This window comes from Actinoplanes sp. CA-131856 (assembly GCF_050956135.1).
GTDB lineage: Bacteria > Actinomycetota > Actinomycetes > Mycobacteriales > Micromonosporaceae > Actinoplanes.
Genome location: NZ_CP191849.1, coordinates 3,441,519 through 3,457,126, shown reverse-complemented (window position 1 = coordinate 3,457,126; position 15,608 = coordinate 3,441,519). Strand labels below are relative to the sequence as shown.

Genomic DNA, 15,608 nt, shown 5'->3' with positions numbered 1-15,608 from the left:
GATGAACTTTTTCACAATTTCCATAAAGGGGTGGCGCCCGAGGATCCGGACGCCACCCCTCTCTTGTGGGTGGTGCTACGAGTTGAACAGGTCGGTCACCAGGTCGGCGGTGATCGCGCCCTGATAGGCGCGGACCGCGTCGATGTCGCCGGGGAACCAGTTGGCGGGCTGGCCCGCGGCGAGCCCACGACCGGCGGTGAAGCTGCCGGTCGCGTGCCAGGGTGTGGCGGTGACCGGGGTGGTCGCCGCCAGTTCGCCGTTCACGTAGAGCCTCAGCGTGCCCGACACCGCGTCGTAGACACCGGCCAGATGCGTCCAGGTGTCCAGGGCCGCGCCGGCCGGTCCGTCGGCCTTGGTCATGGCCGGGGCGGCCGTGTCCGTGCCCGCGGTGGCGAAACGCCAGCAGGTGCAGTCGTTGGCGTACTGAAGCTTGAACCGGCCCGTCTGCGTTCCGTCCTGGCCGGCCACCGTGTAGTCGGCGCCCGACTTGGTCACCCGGGCCCAGGCCGCGACCGAGAATGATTGATCGGTGCGGAGCAGGGCCGGTGACGTGACGGCCTCGCTGGTGCCGTTGAGGGTCAGGGCGTTGAAGTCCCAGTCGTTGTGACCGAACGCCCAGACCGGGTTCGCGGGCAGGGTGCCCACGTGCTCGTTGCCGGTGCTGTCCACCGCGACCCCGGGCAGGCTGGTGTCCTCGAACTCCCAGTCGGCGACCGGGACGGCCCTGGCCAGACCCTCGATCTCGGCCGGGTCGGTCGGCCGCGCCCAGATCCGTACGTCGGAGATGTCGCCCTTGAAGAACGTGCTGCCGCCACGCCCGATCCAGGTGGCGCCGTCCGCGTCGTTGAACGGCGTCACGTTCTCGACCGACGTCTCCGCGACCCCGTTGACGTACAGGGTCAGGGAGCCCAGCTCCGTGTCGTAGACGGCGGCCAGGTGGGTCCAGACGTCCGTCTGCGCGGGCTCGATGGACAGGGCGTCGCCCCAGACCACGTCGTCGCCGGCCGGAGCCGACGGCATCTGCGCCAGCCAGCGGTCGGTCGACTGCTGGTAGAACAGCGCGATCGGCGCGTAGCCGGCGGCGTTGCGGGCGAAGACCGTACGGTCCTGCGACTTGTCGGTCAGCCGCACCCAGGCCGAGACCGTGAAGTTCTTGGTGACGTTCGGCTTCAGGTCGGTCTGGGCGTAGCTGCTGGTGCCGTTGAAGGTCGCCGCGATCTTGCCCAGGGAGCGGCTCGGTCCCCAGCTCAGCTCGTTGAGCCAGGCGTCGTGGGTCTCACGGTCGGGGCCGGTGCCCCAGCCGACGTCGCGGCCCCACTCGCCGCCGCCCTCGTCGAGGCGCCACACGCCGATCGGCTCGGCATCCGGCTCGGTGCCACCGGTCTGGGAGTCGTCGATCCGGTCGCCCAGATCCGAGTCGTCCAGGTACTGCTGGGCCAGCCGGTCGTAGTAGAGGGCGTTCGGCTGCGACGACGTCAGGTAGTCGTCCAGGATGGTGTCCGAGGTGGCCGAGCTCTCCGTGGAGACCGCGGACGCGAAGTCGATCACCCCGTCGGCGTAGCCGCTCAGCGGCGCCGTGCCGTCCGGGCCCAGGATGTAGTTGTTCACCTGCTGGCGGGCCAGCTCCTGGGCGGCGGTGTGGGTGCCGGCGAACGGGGGCAGCGTGGCCACGTACACCTTCAGCGGGCCGGCCTTGGCCGGCACCACCAGGGTGTCGTCCGACCGGTACTGGTGCAGCTGGCTGGTCAGGGCGACGAGCTTGTCCTGCACCTGGGTGGCGCAGGCGTCGGCGGTGCCGGTGCAGGCGAGCAGGTCGCTCGACCCCGACGAGATCAGCACCGTGCGGACGCCGGTCTGGTTGAGGATCCGGCGATCCACGAGCCCGTTGGCGTTCTGCGCGAGCCGCACGGCGGCCGGCGGCAGCACGGCCCGGTTGCTGGAGCTGCCGGTGCCCTGGTTCAGCACGCCGTACGGCACCACCCGGTCGCCGTCGGGCGCGGTGGCCAGGGCCACGGCCAGCCGGCTGTCGAGCTGGCTCACCGTGTCGACAGCCGCGCCGTCGGCGTTCACCGTCTGGTCGCCGAAGAGGACCAGCGAACCCGCCGGCTTGGTGGCCGAAGTGGTGACATCGACACCGGACAGGAACGGCAGACCGTAGATGGCCGACTTCGTGTAACCGGTCGCCGCCTGCTCCCTCGTGTGATCGGCACTGTCCGAAGCGCTCGTGTAGATCGGCGTCTTGCCGTCACGATGCCCGGCCAGAGCGGTGAGAGAACCGTTGACCTTCAAACTGACCAGCACCGTGGTCAGCTCCGGCACGGTCATCGCCACCGGATCGCTGAGCACCTCGGCCCCGGCCGGCACGGTCACACCGGCCGCCCCACCGAACGTCAGCGCCACCGGGGTCGACGCCGCGGCCGCACCCCCAGCGCTGTCCTGCACGGCGAACGACGCCGCACCGAAGGTCACCGGCGTCTTCCCGGTGCCGTTCGACAGACGTACGCGAACCTTATGGGCGTCGCCGCCGGTGGCCAGAGTCAGCCGCACCGGGATGCGGACGGTCTGCCCGTTGAGCGTGGCGTTGGCGCCGCTGCTGAGCGGCACCGCCGCGACATCCTGGGCGGTGGACCAACTGCCGGTCCAGTGGGCCGACTCGGTGATCGACGTCGGGCGGATGCCCAGGCCGAAGAAGTGCAGCGTGGCCGTGCCGGACTGGGCCACTGTCGACACCACCGGCAGGGTGACGCTCTCCACCACGGCGCCCGGGCAGGCCAGGGGCACGCTCGCGGAGAAGACGCCCACCGGGGAGGTGACCTGGGTGGCGTTGCTCTTGTTGTAGCGCGTGAGGGCGAGGGTGGCGTCACCGGCCGGGACACTGGCCCAGTCGGGCAGGGAGTCCAGCGTGTAGGCCTGGCTCTTGATGCCGCAGCTCTCCTCGGCGTACGTGATGGTGCCGGTGGCCCCCTTGACCGGCCCGTGGGTGGTGAAGCCGGCGAAGACCACGGCGTTGCCCGCGTTGACCACACCGGTCGACGGGACGGTGACGATCTGCCCCGAGGAGAGCATGTTGTCGGGGGTGGCGTTGCCGTACGCGGCCGGCAGCTTGATCGCCGCGCCGTTCACGGTGACCGTCGCGCCCGGGTTCCAGCCGGCCGCTTTCAGGTCGGCCGCCTCGAAGCTGGCGCCGGCCCCGTCGGCGTCGGCCACCGTGACCTTCGGCGTGGTGCCGGCCGTGAAGGTGCTGACGGCGGTGTTGTTGTAACAAGCGGCCGGGTTGTTTATCGCACAGGTCAACATCGGCGCCAGACGTACGACGTCAATGCCCGACTGATAGCTGTTGGACGCCGTGTTGGTGCCGGTCATGGTGAAGGTGACGGTGTGCACGCCCTGCTGGAGGGTCATCGGCTTGCCGGCGCTGTCCTTGAGCACTCCGAAGTTGACGAAGCGGGTCTCCGGGATGGCGACGTACGTGTCGTAGTTGCTCAGCAGGGTCTTCGCCGTCGGCTTGCCCTTGTCGAAGACAAGGTCGTATTTGCCGTTCGCGGTGCCGGCGGTGATGTGGACACCCACCTCCCACAAGCCCGTCGAGGGCACGTTGAAGGAGTACGTCACCGAGTCGCCCTTGGACACCTTGGCCGTGCCGTTGGCGAGCACGGCCTGATAGCCGTCGGCGAAGTAGAAACCGCCACCGCCGGACTGCGTGATGACCTTGCCGGTGGTGGTCGCCGCGTAGGGCGGCACCACGGTCGTCGTGCCGTCGGTGTTGGTGGCCGTCCAGCCGCTCACCATCTTCGTGGCGGTGGCGTAGGTCGGCGTGCTGCGGCCGGCGTAGAAGACGTACGCGGTCTGCGGTGACGTCGAACCGGCCTGGTCGACCGCCTTGACGCCCAGCTTGTGCGCGCCCGCGGTGCCCGGCGTGAACTGCGGCCCGGCGCTGCCGTTGACGACCACGGTCCCGGTGCCGTTCCCGTTGTCCGCCTTGGCGTAGTAGATCTTGCCGGGCACCGGCGTCGTGATGCTGGTGGTCCAGTTGGTCAGCGTGCTCTTGACCCCGCTGTACGTCACGTTGGTCAGGTCGCCGTCGAGCGTGAACAGATAGCCGGTGACGTTGTCCTTGTGACCGCCCGTCTTGTCCGGGCCGAACACGAAGGTGCCCTTGTCACCGAAGGCGGCGCCCAGCTGCTTGGACGGGAACTGCGTCGAGTTGACCTTCGGGGCCCAGGGCGCCGCGGTGTCGATCGTCAGCTTCTGCCAGGGGGTCCAGGCGGTCGCGGTCAGCCCGCTCTCGTTGACGACGGTGGCCCGCCACTCGTAATCGCCGTCCTGCAAGGCCGGGATCGTCCACGCCGTGCCGTTCTTGCTCTTCGACGTGGTCGCCCGGGCGATCCGGGTGCTGCCCCGGTAGATCTCGTACATGATCGAGACGTTCTCGAGCTGCCCGTTGCGCAGTCCGTTGGTGCCCTTGGCGGCCAGCGTCGGCGTGTGCGTCGTGGTCCGCCACCGGCCCATGTCCCAGATGGCCGGGTGGATCGTCGGGTCGCCGTCACCGTTGAGCAGGGTGGGACGGTAGCTGTAGGTGACGGACAGGCTGGCGCCACCGCCGTAACCCAGTTGCTTCCAGTGGTACGGGTCGTCCATGTTCGCCGCCTGCACGAGGAAGTTGGCCCGCGACGCCTTGCTGCGGGCCACCGTCTTCAGGTAGCTGGTGACGTTGAAGTTCAGCTTGGCCGGCGAGACCCGCACATCCTTGGTGCCGCAGTCGTCCTCGTAGCCCTGAATGGTCGACAGGATCCCGGTGGTCTTCTTGGGTTCCTTACCCCAGTGCAGACCGGAGGCGCTGTACGAGCTGGGCGCGGCCGTGCCGTACACCACCGCCGGGGTTTTGTAGCAGGAGGCGGCCCACCGGTGCGTGACATAGAGGGTGGCGCTGGAGACCTCGGCCCCGGCCACTCCGGCGGTGTTCATCTGGTAGTACGTGCGAGCCCGCTCCCCCGCGCCGCCGGCCCAGTCGTCGTAGCCGATGCGGGCGCTGGTGGCCCCGGTCTTGGAGGTCGAGTTGTAGACGTCCCAGCCGTTGCTGGAGATACGAGCCCACTGGTACTGGGTGGGATTGCCCTGCCAGACCGGGTCGATGAAGACCGGGAACTTGGTCGTCTTGGCGGTCAGCAGCGCCCGGTCCGGCGTGAGGCTCTGCTTGCCCCCACCGACACCGACCTTGACCTTGGCCTGGCGCCCGCCGAGCACACCCGCGCTCGGCTTCTCGTCACTCTTGACGGCGGCACCCTTGGCCTTGGCCGCCGGCGTGGCCACGGGCGTGCTGCTGTCCCACATGAGAGCGGTGTCCGCGTGGAAAACGGTCTCGCCCGTCTTGGTGTCGACGGCCTCCGCACCGCCGTTCCGGGTGGACGAGATCGTGACACCGGTACCGGTGAGCCCAAAGTCGATCTTCTGAAGCTTGGGGTTGGCCGCGGCCTTGGCATTCTTGACCACGAGCATCGACGAGTACCCGGTGGCATCCGCGGTGACCTGAAGATCAACATCGGGCAGGACATTGGCGTACGTCGCGGTGTCGCCCGCGACGGTGGGAGCCGGCAGCTTCCCGGGCCAGGTGAACTTCAGCCCCGCGTCACCTTCCTTGAGCGACACGAGGGCGTTGCTGCCACCCCCACCGAAGACCACACCGGATTCGGCCGCCTTGGGCGCATAGCTGCCGTCGCCCCGCTTGACGAGCGTGGTGTCGATAGGCACCCACTGCCCATCCCGCTTGACCCGCTGCGGGCTGGAGGAATAGGTGGTGGTGAGCTGCCCATCCGGGTTGGCCGACGTGGTCGACGACCCATCGGTGAGCGAGGGAATCCGAACCGTCTCCCCCGTCTTGCGAGCCTCGTCGACCGCGGCGGCGACCGGGTCGGCCGCCTTGCCGGTCGCCGGGGAGGGTGTGGGCGTTGCCGGGACGGCGGGGGTACGCGCCTGGGCGGGCGCGGACACTCCGATCGCCCCGGCCGTGACAAGCGCGGCGACTGTCGATGTCAGCGACAGGCTGCGCCCACGCAGAAAGCGCGAGGACATGGCGGTGGGGGCCCTTCCTTGAAGAAGAAGACATGGTTCATTCCGCCGTCGCATCAGGACGGGGACAAGTGACTTATGCGCTTTCGATCCGGGACGGCGGCTCGCGGAGGGCGAACCAGCCGTCCTTCACCTCGTCGAGGAGGCCGCCGGCAACCGCCGACCGGCACTCCGCCAGCAGATCGGGGCCGGGCGGAGGTGCCGTCGAAAGCGACCGGACGAACTCTTCGACGCGCGTGACATCGAAGATCGCGCGACCGTCGGGCAGAAAATCGATGTTGACGATCGCGCCGTCGGCACCGATGAACACACATCCGCTGCCGTGAATCTGATAATAAATGCCGTTCGGCAGGGTGTCCCGCCGCGGAATGCGCCCGGAGCGGGCCGCCCTGATGATCTGCGACAAGCCGTCGATCTGGTCCAGCTCCACCAGGACGGCGGAGCTGAACACACGCAGCTCGGCAACGAAGCGCGCGACATGACCCGGCGACTCGTCACGGCCGGCGCCCATCATCGACGTCCCCTTCTGCGCCGATCGTCGATTCTGTCGGCCCCGACCTCGACGGCGGCGGAAACAACCTCATGCGCGTCGCGGTAATTGTGCTCGCCCAATTCACTCTCGGGCACCAGGCGATATTTTACATTGATTCCCGCCCGCTTGGCGGCGGCAGTGCGATGATGCCCGTTCAGGATGTACAGGTTGCCATTCTGCTCGAAGACATCGATAGGCGCGCCAACCCACCCGTTCTCCTTCATCGATTCGGTGATCTCCTCGACCCTCTGCTTGTCGTAGGCGCCGGACAGCGCCTCGGTCCTTCGCAGGTCGTGGGGGTTGGCCGTGGCGCAGTTGTGCACGAGAACCGGGGTGTTCGCCGCGACCACGTAGAACGTGTGGATGCCGTCGACCGTGATGTTGTACATGGGCTGTCGCCCCGGAAAGACCCGCACTGCGGCGACCGTCGGGTCGGTCGATGCGCCGAGGGCCGACATCCGCTCGCCCGGTTGCAGGTTCCCGGCGTGAACCCACGCCGCCCGCTCCTCGGCCCAGAACGGGTGCTCCGCGGTGGTGTGCACGACCGAGGTGGTGCCGTCGGGCAGATTGAGCGTCAGATCGGTCAGCTCGGTGTCGATATTGAGGTGCAGCGCGGTGACCTCGCGCGGTGCGGTCCGCCCGGTCGCGGGATCGGTGGCGAGCACTTCGTCGCCGATCCCGACCTCGGAGATGGGCTTCGTCGAACCGTCCGCCATCAGGACGCGGGTGTCGGGCGCGAAGCTGTTGCGCAGGCAGCCGAAGCTGGTGCCCAGCCCCATGCCCTCGATGCTGGCGGTCTTGATGCCCGCCTTCGAGGTACGGACCCGCTGCTGCATCATGGCGTTCAGGCCGCCCATGCCGTCCATGAACGTGCCGCCGATGAGCTCCGCGGTGTTCATCCGGTTCTCGAGGCACTTGCCCTGGCAGCCCGCGTTGTAGAACGTCGCCATGTTCAGCTGGTTCTTCAGCTCGCCCGGGAAGGACCCGCGGCACACGCCCTCCACCTGGCAGGCGGCGGTCATCATGTAGAGCAGCTTGAGATCGTCGGGCATCTTGACCCAGGTCTTGCCCCAGGCGTTGTAGTACGAGTAGTAGGCCTTGTTGGCCTCCATGCCGAACGTCCAGAGGTCGTTCACCTGGTTGGTCGTCACGGTGACGCCGCCGACCGACCCGGTGCCGTCGTTGTTGGACTTGGTCTCGGCCTGGTCCTCCTCCTCGGCCTTGCCGCCGCCGGGCGGGGCGACGTAGCCGTTGCAGGCTCCGCCGTTGCCCGCGGCGCAACCCGTCTCGTTCGGGTCGATCCGCAGACCCGACGGGTCGGAGTTGGTGACCGGGTTGGCGCCGGCGTAGGTGTAGCCACCCAGCTGGCTGGGATCGGTCAGCACGAGCAACGGATCGGGGCTGATGAACCGGCCGAGTGCCGGGTCGTATTTGCGGGCGCCGGTGTCGGTGTAGCCGGTGTCGGTGTTCCTCGCCGCGCCCAGGTAGCCACGGGTCATATCGGGCCACGCGGTGGCGTTCTCACTCCTGCGGTCCTCGCCGTACGGCTTGAACTGTTGGCGGGAGACCTCCTGGGTGGTGACGTCCATGGACAACGTGGCGCTGTCGTGCCCGTCGCTGATCAGATAGTGGGTGCCGCCACCCGGCAGGGTCGAGCGGACGGCGACCGCCGCGCCGCCGCCACCCTGGGTGTACGTCCGGACTGCGCCGAGCGACACGACCGGGTCGGCCGCGGTGTTGATGACGACCTCGGTGTCGGCCGCGAAGAAGCTGGTGCGGCCGGGATCGCGACGGATCAGCTGGTTGCCGTCGGCGTCGTAGAGATACTTCGTCGTTCCCGAACCGGTGGTGACCTCGGCCAGTCGCCCCTCGTCGTCCCACTTCAGGGTCTGGTTCCTGCCGCTGGTGGCCGTGCGGCTGAGCAGGTTGCCGGCCACGTCGTAGACGAATGTGGTCGGGTCGGCGTTGTCCTTCGTCGCGGTCAGCGTGTGCGGCTGGGCGCCCGTGCGGTTGCAGCCGGTGGAGCACCCGTTGACGTACGACGTGGTGGTGCCGCCGGTGGCCGCTGAACGATCGACCAGCTTCGTACGGCTGCCCACCGCGTCGTAGGTGAACGACTGCCAGTAAGAACCGGTGCCGCCCGCGACACCGTCGGCGGTCGGTTTGACCGTGGTGGCCGCCGGGCACGCGCTGGGAGCGGTCCACGCTTCGGTGAGCCGGGCCAAGCTGTCGTAGCGGAAGCATTGGGCATCGGTGACGACATTGCCGTTCTCGGACTGCTTGTTCACCACCGAGAGCGGGTTGCCGGCGTCGTCGTACGTGTAATTCGTCTCGTCCACCAGCGGGCCGATGCCCTCGGTCCGGTAGACCGACCTGCTCGTGCGCCGCAGGGTGGAGTCGTCGTAGGTGTAGAGCACCTGGGCCTCGTGGGCCGAGGATCCGAGGGTCACCCGGCTCGGCTGGCCGAAGTCGGTGTAGACCGTGCTCGACACGTAGGCGTTGATGCCGGTGGTCTTGGTCGGCGCGCCGAGCACATTGCGGCTGTAGCTGATGGTCTCCTGGGGCAGACCGCCCGCCGCCGGGTCTGTCTGCTGGGCGAGGAACTCGTTGTTGTCGGTGTAGGCGAATTCAGTCGTGTACGACACCGGCAGTGGCGCCTCGCTCGACGGCAGGGTCACCGTCTGGCCCAGCGGCTTGCCCAGCGTGGAATAGCCGGTGACCGCGACGGTGTAGCCGCCGATCACGTCCGGCACGTACCGGGTCGATGAGGTCGGCAGGCCGATGCGCAGCGTGTCGTACGACCAGGACGCGATCCGGAAACCGCTCTTGCTCTTGTCGGTCGTGGCGAGCTTGCGGCCGAGCAGATCGTAGGTGTGATTGAGCTCGATGCCGCGGGCGTCCTTGGTGGCGGTCTGGTTGCCGGCGTCGTCGTACGAGGCGAGGCTCATGCCCGTGTCCGGGTCGGCGCTTCTGGTCTGCCGGCCGAGCAGGTCGTAGGTGTAGGTCCAGACCGCTTTGTCCGGTCCGGTGACCGTGGCCTGCTGACCGGCCGCGGTGTAGCTGTAAGTGGTGCTGTTCGCCGTGCCGCCGGTGGCGGTGAAGCCCGCGGTGATGCTGCCCGACAGCGTCGGCGCGGTGGTGTACTGCTGGAGCTCGGTCATCTGCCCACGGGCGTTGGTGACGCTGGTCGTGGCGACCCCGCCGGTGGGCGGAACCGTGGTGACCTTGTCTCCCGTGTTCACCGATCGCGTGTGCCAGGTCGCGACGCCGTTGTGCTCGGCGGTCGTCTGGGTGGTCCGGCCCATCGCGTCGTGGTCGGTCACCGTGGTCGACGGAATGGACACCTGCGACAGGTGATCCGAGATCAGGGTGTCCCTCGGGCTGCCGGTCACGGCGTACGCGTTGTTGGTCAGCACCGTCCAGCCGTGCGAGTCGTACTGCGTGTCGTTGACGACGACGCTGCCGTTCTCACCCGTCGACTGCGACTCCAGCGGCCGCAACATCGCGTCGTACAGCACCTTGGCCACGGTGTAGGTCGGCGTCGCGCCGGCGGCGTCGCTGTCGTTGAGGGTGCTGGTGGTCACCACGCTGGGCGCGGTGGCTCGCGTCGCGTACTGATAGGTCATGTTGGCGGGCGCGCCGGCCGCCTTGTTCTGGTTCGGCAACCACACGCCGGTGAGGCGGCCGAGAGCGTCGTACTCCAGCGACGTCAGCGCCCCGGCGATGTCGGTCTCGGCCAGCGCGACCTGCCGCGGCGGGTTCACGCTGTTCGAGCTGAGCCGGCAGTCCTTGCTGGAGACGGTGACCGCCGAGCAGTCGACTCCCGATGCGACCTGGGTGACAGTGGTGATCGTGCTGGGCAAAGCCCCCGAGGCCGGGGAGACCCTGGTGTAGACGGTCTGTGACAGGCCGGCCGACTTGGGCGTCCTCGTCACTGAGGTGGTGCGGCCGTAGCTGTCGTACGTCGTCGCGGTGGCGTCGAGCCACGAGGTGACGTTGACTCCGGTGGCCGCCGACGCGGTCTGCACCAAGGTCGCGTTGCCGATCGCCGGGCGGGCCGGGTTGGTCTGGCCGTCGCCGTTGTAGGCGAAGGACTTCCCGTCGTACGAGGTCCGCTTGTCCGAGATCAGCGTTCCGGACGGTGTCGCGTTGGCCGCCGTGCAGTCCTGAGTGGTGGTGATGACCTCGGCCGGCAGGACGAGCGGCGCGGTGCCGCCGCCGGGCAGCGTGACGGCGCCGTCGATGTAGCGGGTGAAGGTGCACTTGGTGACGTTGCCGGCGGCTCCGGCCTCACCCCGGTCGACGCTCTGCACCGGCATTCCGGTGGTGCTCTGCCCCAGCGTGGTGTTGTAGAAGGTGGCGGTCTCGGTCCTGCGCCAGCCGTACGACACCTTCTGCCGGGTCAGCGTCCTGGCGGTGCCGAGCATGTACGCCTCGAGCGCCGGAAGCCCCTGGCGGGCCCGCGACGCGGTCGGCCCGATGATCTTCGGGACGGAGACAGTGGCCGAGTCGATAGTGCCGTTGACCCCGGTGTAGTTGACCGTCTCGAACACCTCGCCGGCCAGCTCGGGCGAGTCCGCCACCGTGACCGTGCCGTCGGTGCTGGTCAGGGGAGGCACGCTGCGGGGCTGGCCGCTCGGCAGGGTGTCGCCGTTCATGCCGAGGAAGTAGAAGGTCTTGGTCAGGGTCTTCTGGTCGAAGACCTGCGCCTTGTCGGTGTAGTGGAAGACGGAGGTGTCACCGGTCGTGACGTGCACCTCGGGGTAGCCACGGAACTGGCCCCAGGTGCGGTTCTCCTTCTTGACCACCTCGTTGTCGTCGTAGTGCCAGCCCGGGTCGCCCTTGTAGGCGTACTCGGTGATGGTCTTGGGCTGGCTGCCGTCCTGATAGTGGTTGTAGTTGTCGATGGTCACGATCGAGGTGACCGGGTGGGTGTAGAACCAGTCGATCAACGGCCGCGGCTGGCCCTCCGGTGCCCAGTAGACCGGGAAGCAGCCGGTCTTGTTCGTCGACGCGTACGCCTGAGCCGCCGTGTCCTTGTCGTCGTTCAGATCACTGGCCGGCACACCGGCGCAGTTCGGCGTGCTGTAGGTGACGATCGTTTCCGCGCCGGACTCGGACACGACTGTGCCGACCCGGTTGTAGTGCATGAACTCCAGGCCCGGCAGCGTGCCGACCCGGTTACGAAGCTGCCTCGGGTAGAACGTCACGGTGCCGCCGTCGGCGTCGGCGGTCGCACCGCCGAGACGGTCGAGCCCGGTGTGCTTGACCGACCCGAGCCACAGGGTGGGCGCGTGGTCGCCGCCGGTCGGGAAGGACTGCGTCAGGTCGTACCGGTCCACCTGCTTCATGACGCCGCTGACCAGAGCCTGCGTCGTGATCTTGGTGAGCCGCTTGCGTGACCAGAAACTCGGTCCGTGGTTGGTGCAGTCCGTCGCCCCGCTGACGCAGTTCAGATCGACCGGCACGTCGGGCCAATATTCCGGGTGCGCGACCCCGAACTGGTCGCTCTCGCAGTTGTTGCCGGCCGGCTCGCCCTTGAAGCAACGCTCGTCGACGGTGAAGAGGACCTGCGCCGCCGGCTTGGCCGAGTAGATGGTCGCCGGGCGCATGCCGTAGTCGATGCGCTTCAGGGTGCCGCCGCGGACGTACTCCACGGCGGTGTCCTTCATGTTCGCGCCGTAGTAGCCGAGTTCCTGGTCGTAGTAGTAGGCCCGCGCGTTGCCGTTGCGGTCGACGACGTAGTCGAGGTTGAACCGGTAGCCCAGCTTGCAGGAGGTCGCGGCGAAGGAGCCGTCCGGGCAGTCACCCACACCGGCGTGCGCCTTGTAGACCGGCACGGTTCGGACGGACTTCGTCTCCTCCTCACCACTGGCCCAGCCGGGCAGGCGGTTGAGGCCGAAGTAGTACTGCACGCCGTTCTCGGCGACCCGGAAGTACTCGTTGTTCTTGGTTCCGTTGACCGTGTTGGACAGATTCTCGACCTTCGTGGTCGAGGCGTCCCGCTCCGAGCGGAAGGTCTTCGTCTTGTCGTCGTAGACGATCGACGTCGAGGTCCCGTTCAGCGACATCGTCAGGACCTGCCCGGACCAGCAGGAGTCACCGGAGTGTTCCGGCGCGCCCGAGTCTTCGACGTCGTCACACGACCGATAGGTGCGCTCGATGTAGTTGTCACCCAGCGACCACCCGTCGCCCACCCACGACGACTGATTGTTCGTCGCGAGGGTGCGGGCATCCTGCGACCCCGAGTTGTAAGTCATGTTGAGGGCCGGCGCGTCACCGCCGACGGCCGGCGGAATCGCGATCGGGTAGCTGTAGGTGAACGACCCAGTGTTTCCGCTGGTGGACCAAGAACCGGCGGGTGACAGATCGGTCGCCGAGAAGTCACCCCCGCCACCGGACGCAGCCGCGGTCGCGGCCAGCACCAGGGTTCGGGATGACACGGTCGCCGGGGCCGACAGCGGCGAGCCGATCCCGGTCGGCAGCGGCGTCTGTGTACGGCACCGCTCGAGCTCGGGCGTGGTCAGCGCGCAGTCCGGCAGGTGGACCAGCCGTAGCCGGGAGGCGTAGCCGCCGCCGTAGGCGTTGCGGAACGTCGACGGGTCGACGCTGACGTCCACCCGGCCGGCGGCGGAGCCGCTCAGGGTGAACATCAGGCCGTGGACGCCGGCCTTCTGGGCCGCCTTCTGGTCGGCGGTGGTGACCCGCACCTGAGTGGCCGTCGCGCTGCCGATCGAAATCGGTGAGGAGCCCGCGCGGACCTTCGACCGGCCGGTCAGCTTGACCGTCGTGTCCTGGGCGGCGGGCAGGGCGGCGTTCTTCGAAGCGTCGAACTTCGCGTACGTCTTCTTCGGGATCTCGCGCCGCTGGACCTTGCTCTTGCCCAGCTCGACCCGCTCGATCTTCTGCGGCTCGGGGAAGTCCGGCCTCTTCGGGTCGGCGGCCGCGGCGACCGGCGTCAGGCCGATCAAAGCTGGGCCCGTCACCGCGACCAGGCCCAGTACGGCCAGGCGGCGCCATCGCGCCACCAGTCGCGGAGTCCACCTGTTCTTGGGCAGCATCCAGCGTCCTTCCCCGTTTTCCCACGTCAGAGCGCAGGCGTACGCCCGGTGCGGCGTCATGCCACACCGGTTGATCAAGCCCCAGGCGGATCAGAGTACGAAACGGGGAGACGCCGGTCTATATCGATGAACTTTGTCACTTTCATCGACAGTGGACACTATTGGTATTGACTAAATTCCGTAGTAACGGCCAGTAACTCTCGGCGACTGGCCGGCGACTCAGTCGTCCACGGTCTCGCGGACCAGGATCTCCTCCAGGCTCGCGATCTGCAGGACCATGCGGACCATGGCCGTCGGCTCGCGCAGCATCAGCGTGATGCCACGGGCGGCGGCCGCCCGCTGGGCCGCGACCAGAACGCCGATGCCGCTGGAGTCGAGGAAGGCCACCCCGCTCATGTCCACGTCGACGCGGTCGGTGTTCGGCGTCTCGACGGTGCTGCGGAGGACCTCCCGGAGCACGTCGACCGTCTCCAGGCTGATGTCGCCCTCGGGCGCGACCGTGACGGTGCCCGCGTCGCGTTCGATCCGGTACTGCAAAGACATGTCGATTCCCGTCGGTCACGTGGCGGTTCGTCGCCGCGCGATACCCGATCACGCGCGCGTCAAACGTCTGCCCGGTAGAACGACCAGCGTGCGATCATGACGCGTGACCGGCACACCGAGCTTCGCGGCGATGGTACGCGAACTGCGCCGCCGGGCCGGGCTGACCATGGACGAGCTGGCGGCGGTGTCCGGGGTGAGCGCCCGGACCATCAGCGACATGGAACGCGGCCGGAGCCGCCGGCCGCAGCGCCGGACGGTGGCGGACCTGGCCGACGCGCTCGGGCTGGGACCGCGGCAGCGCGCACAGCTGATGGCCGCCGCGAGCGGGCGCCCGCTGCTGCCCCTGCCGGAGCCGGCCGAGCCCTTTGTGGGCCGCGACGCCGAGCTGACCCGGTTGCGGCGCCTGGCCCGCCAGGCGGTCGAGGAGCGCACCGCTCCCGTCGTGGTGATCTGCGGCCTGGGCGGCGTCGGCAAGACGGCCCTGGCCGTGCAGGCCGCCCGCGACCTGGCCGACGAGTTCCCCGGCGGCCTCCATTTCGCGGTCATGAGCGGCAGCCACACCGCGGGCGCCACCCGCGCCACCCGCGCCCACTCCGCCGGCACCACCGAAACCACGCGCGTCCTCGCCGACACCACCCACGCCTCCGCCGGGAACACCCACGTCCCCGCCGGCACCACCCACACCCACCCCGCCGACACCACCCACGCCCCCGCCGGGACCACCCACGCCGCCGCCGGGACCACTCACGCCCACTCCGCCATCTCCTACCCCGCCGATAGAGGCGATGGCCCGGAAAGCGACCTGCTGCGTGCGCTCGGAGTGCCGGAGGTCGACATTCCGGCGGACGCCGAGGACCGCGCCGGGCGCTATCGCGAGGCCGTGCGGAAACGTGCCTCTCTGGTGGTGCTCGACGACGCGGTCGACGAGGCGCAGGTTCGGCCGTTGCTGCCGGTGGACGGGCCGGTGCTCACCCTGGTGACCAGCCGGCGGTTGCTCAGCGGGCTCGAAGCGGTGCACCGCGTCCATCTCGGCCCCCTCGAACCGGCCGACGCGGCCCGGCTCGTGGACGGTGAGGTGGCCGCGCTCTGCGGCTTCCTTCCGCTGGCCCTGCGGGTAGTGGCCGGGCGTACGCCGGACGACCTGGCGACCGCCGACCGCCGCCTGGACCGGCTCGCCGAGCTGGGATTTCCGGTCGAGGACGTCTTCGCGCGGCCCTACCGCGCGCTGCCATCTGCGGCCGCCCGGGCGCTCCACCGGCTCGCCCGGGGCGAACCCGTCGACGACGAGGACGCTCTGGAGGAACTGGTCGAGGCCGGCCTCGCCGAGATCGGGACCGGCGGCTCCGGCTACCGGCTGCACGAGCTGGTCCGGCTCTTCGCCCGCCGACCGCCCAGATGAGGCCGCC

General features: G+C 68.9%; 5 protein-coding genes. 1 reads left to right on the top strand and 4 read right to left on the bottom strand.

Features of this window, described 5'->3' with window-relative positions; translation table 11 throughout:
• Nucleotides 1–75: 75 nt before the first annotated feature.
• The 4 genes from ACQP2X_RS16080 to ACQP2X_RS16065 form a co-directional block, all read right to left on the bottom strand.
• Nucleotides 76–6,069, bottom strand: coding sequence for a LamG-like jellyroll fold domain-containing protein (locus ACQP2X_RS16080; protein ID WP_498697746.1), 5,994 nt, complete (start codon nt 6,067–6,069; stop codon nt 76–78).
• 73 nt (nt 6,070–6,142) lie between these two features.
• Nucleotides 6,143–6,580, bottom strand: a complete 438-nt coding sequence (locus tag ACQP2X_RS16075) for a DUF6896 domain-containing protein (RefSeq protein WP_498697745.1) — start codon at nt 6,578–6,580, stop codon at nt 6,143–6,145.
• Nucleotides 6,577–13,659, bottom strand: a complete 7,083-nt coding sequence (locus ACQP2X_RS16070) for a polymorphic toxin-type HINT domain-containing protein (protein WP_498697744.1) — start codon at nt 13,657–13,659, stop codon at nt 6,577–6,579. The genes ACQP2X_RS16075 and ACQP2X_RS16070 overlap by 4 nt, the downstream gene beginning before the upstream one ends.
• Nucleotides 13,660–13,878: 219 nt before the next feature.
• Nucleotides 13,879–14,202 carry an STAS domain-containing protein gene (locus tag ACQP2X_RS16065; RefSeq protein WP_498697743.1) on the bottom strand — a complete coding sequence of 108 codons (324 nt, stop codon included), beginning with the start codon at nt 14,200–14,202 and terminating at the stop codon, nt 13,879–13,881.
• Nucleotides 14,203–14,305: 103 nt separating this feature from the next.
• Here ACQP2X_RS16065 and ACQP2X_RS16060 point away from each other — a divergent pair, with 103 nt between their 5' ends.
• Nucleotides 14,306–15,601, top strand: coding sequence for a helix-turn-helix domain-containing protein (locus tag ACQP2X_RS16060; protein WP_498697741.1), 1,296 nt, complete (start codon nt 14,306–14,308; stop codon nt 15,599–15,601).
• Nucleotides 15,602–15,608: the final 7 nt, after the last annotated feature.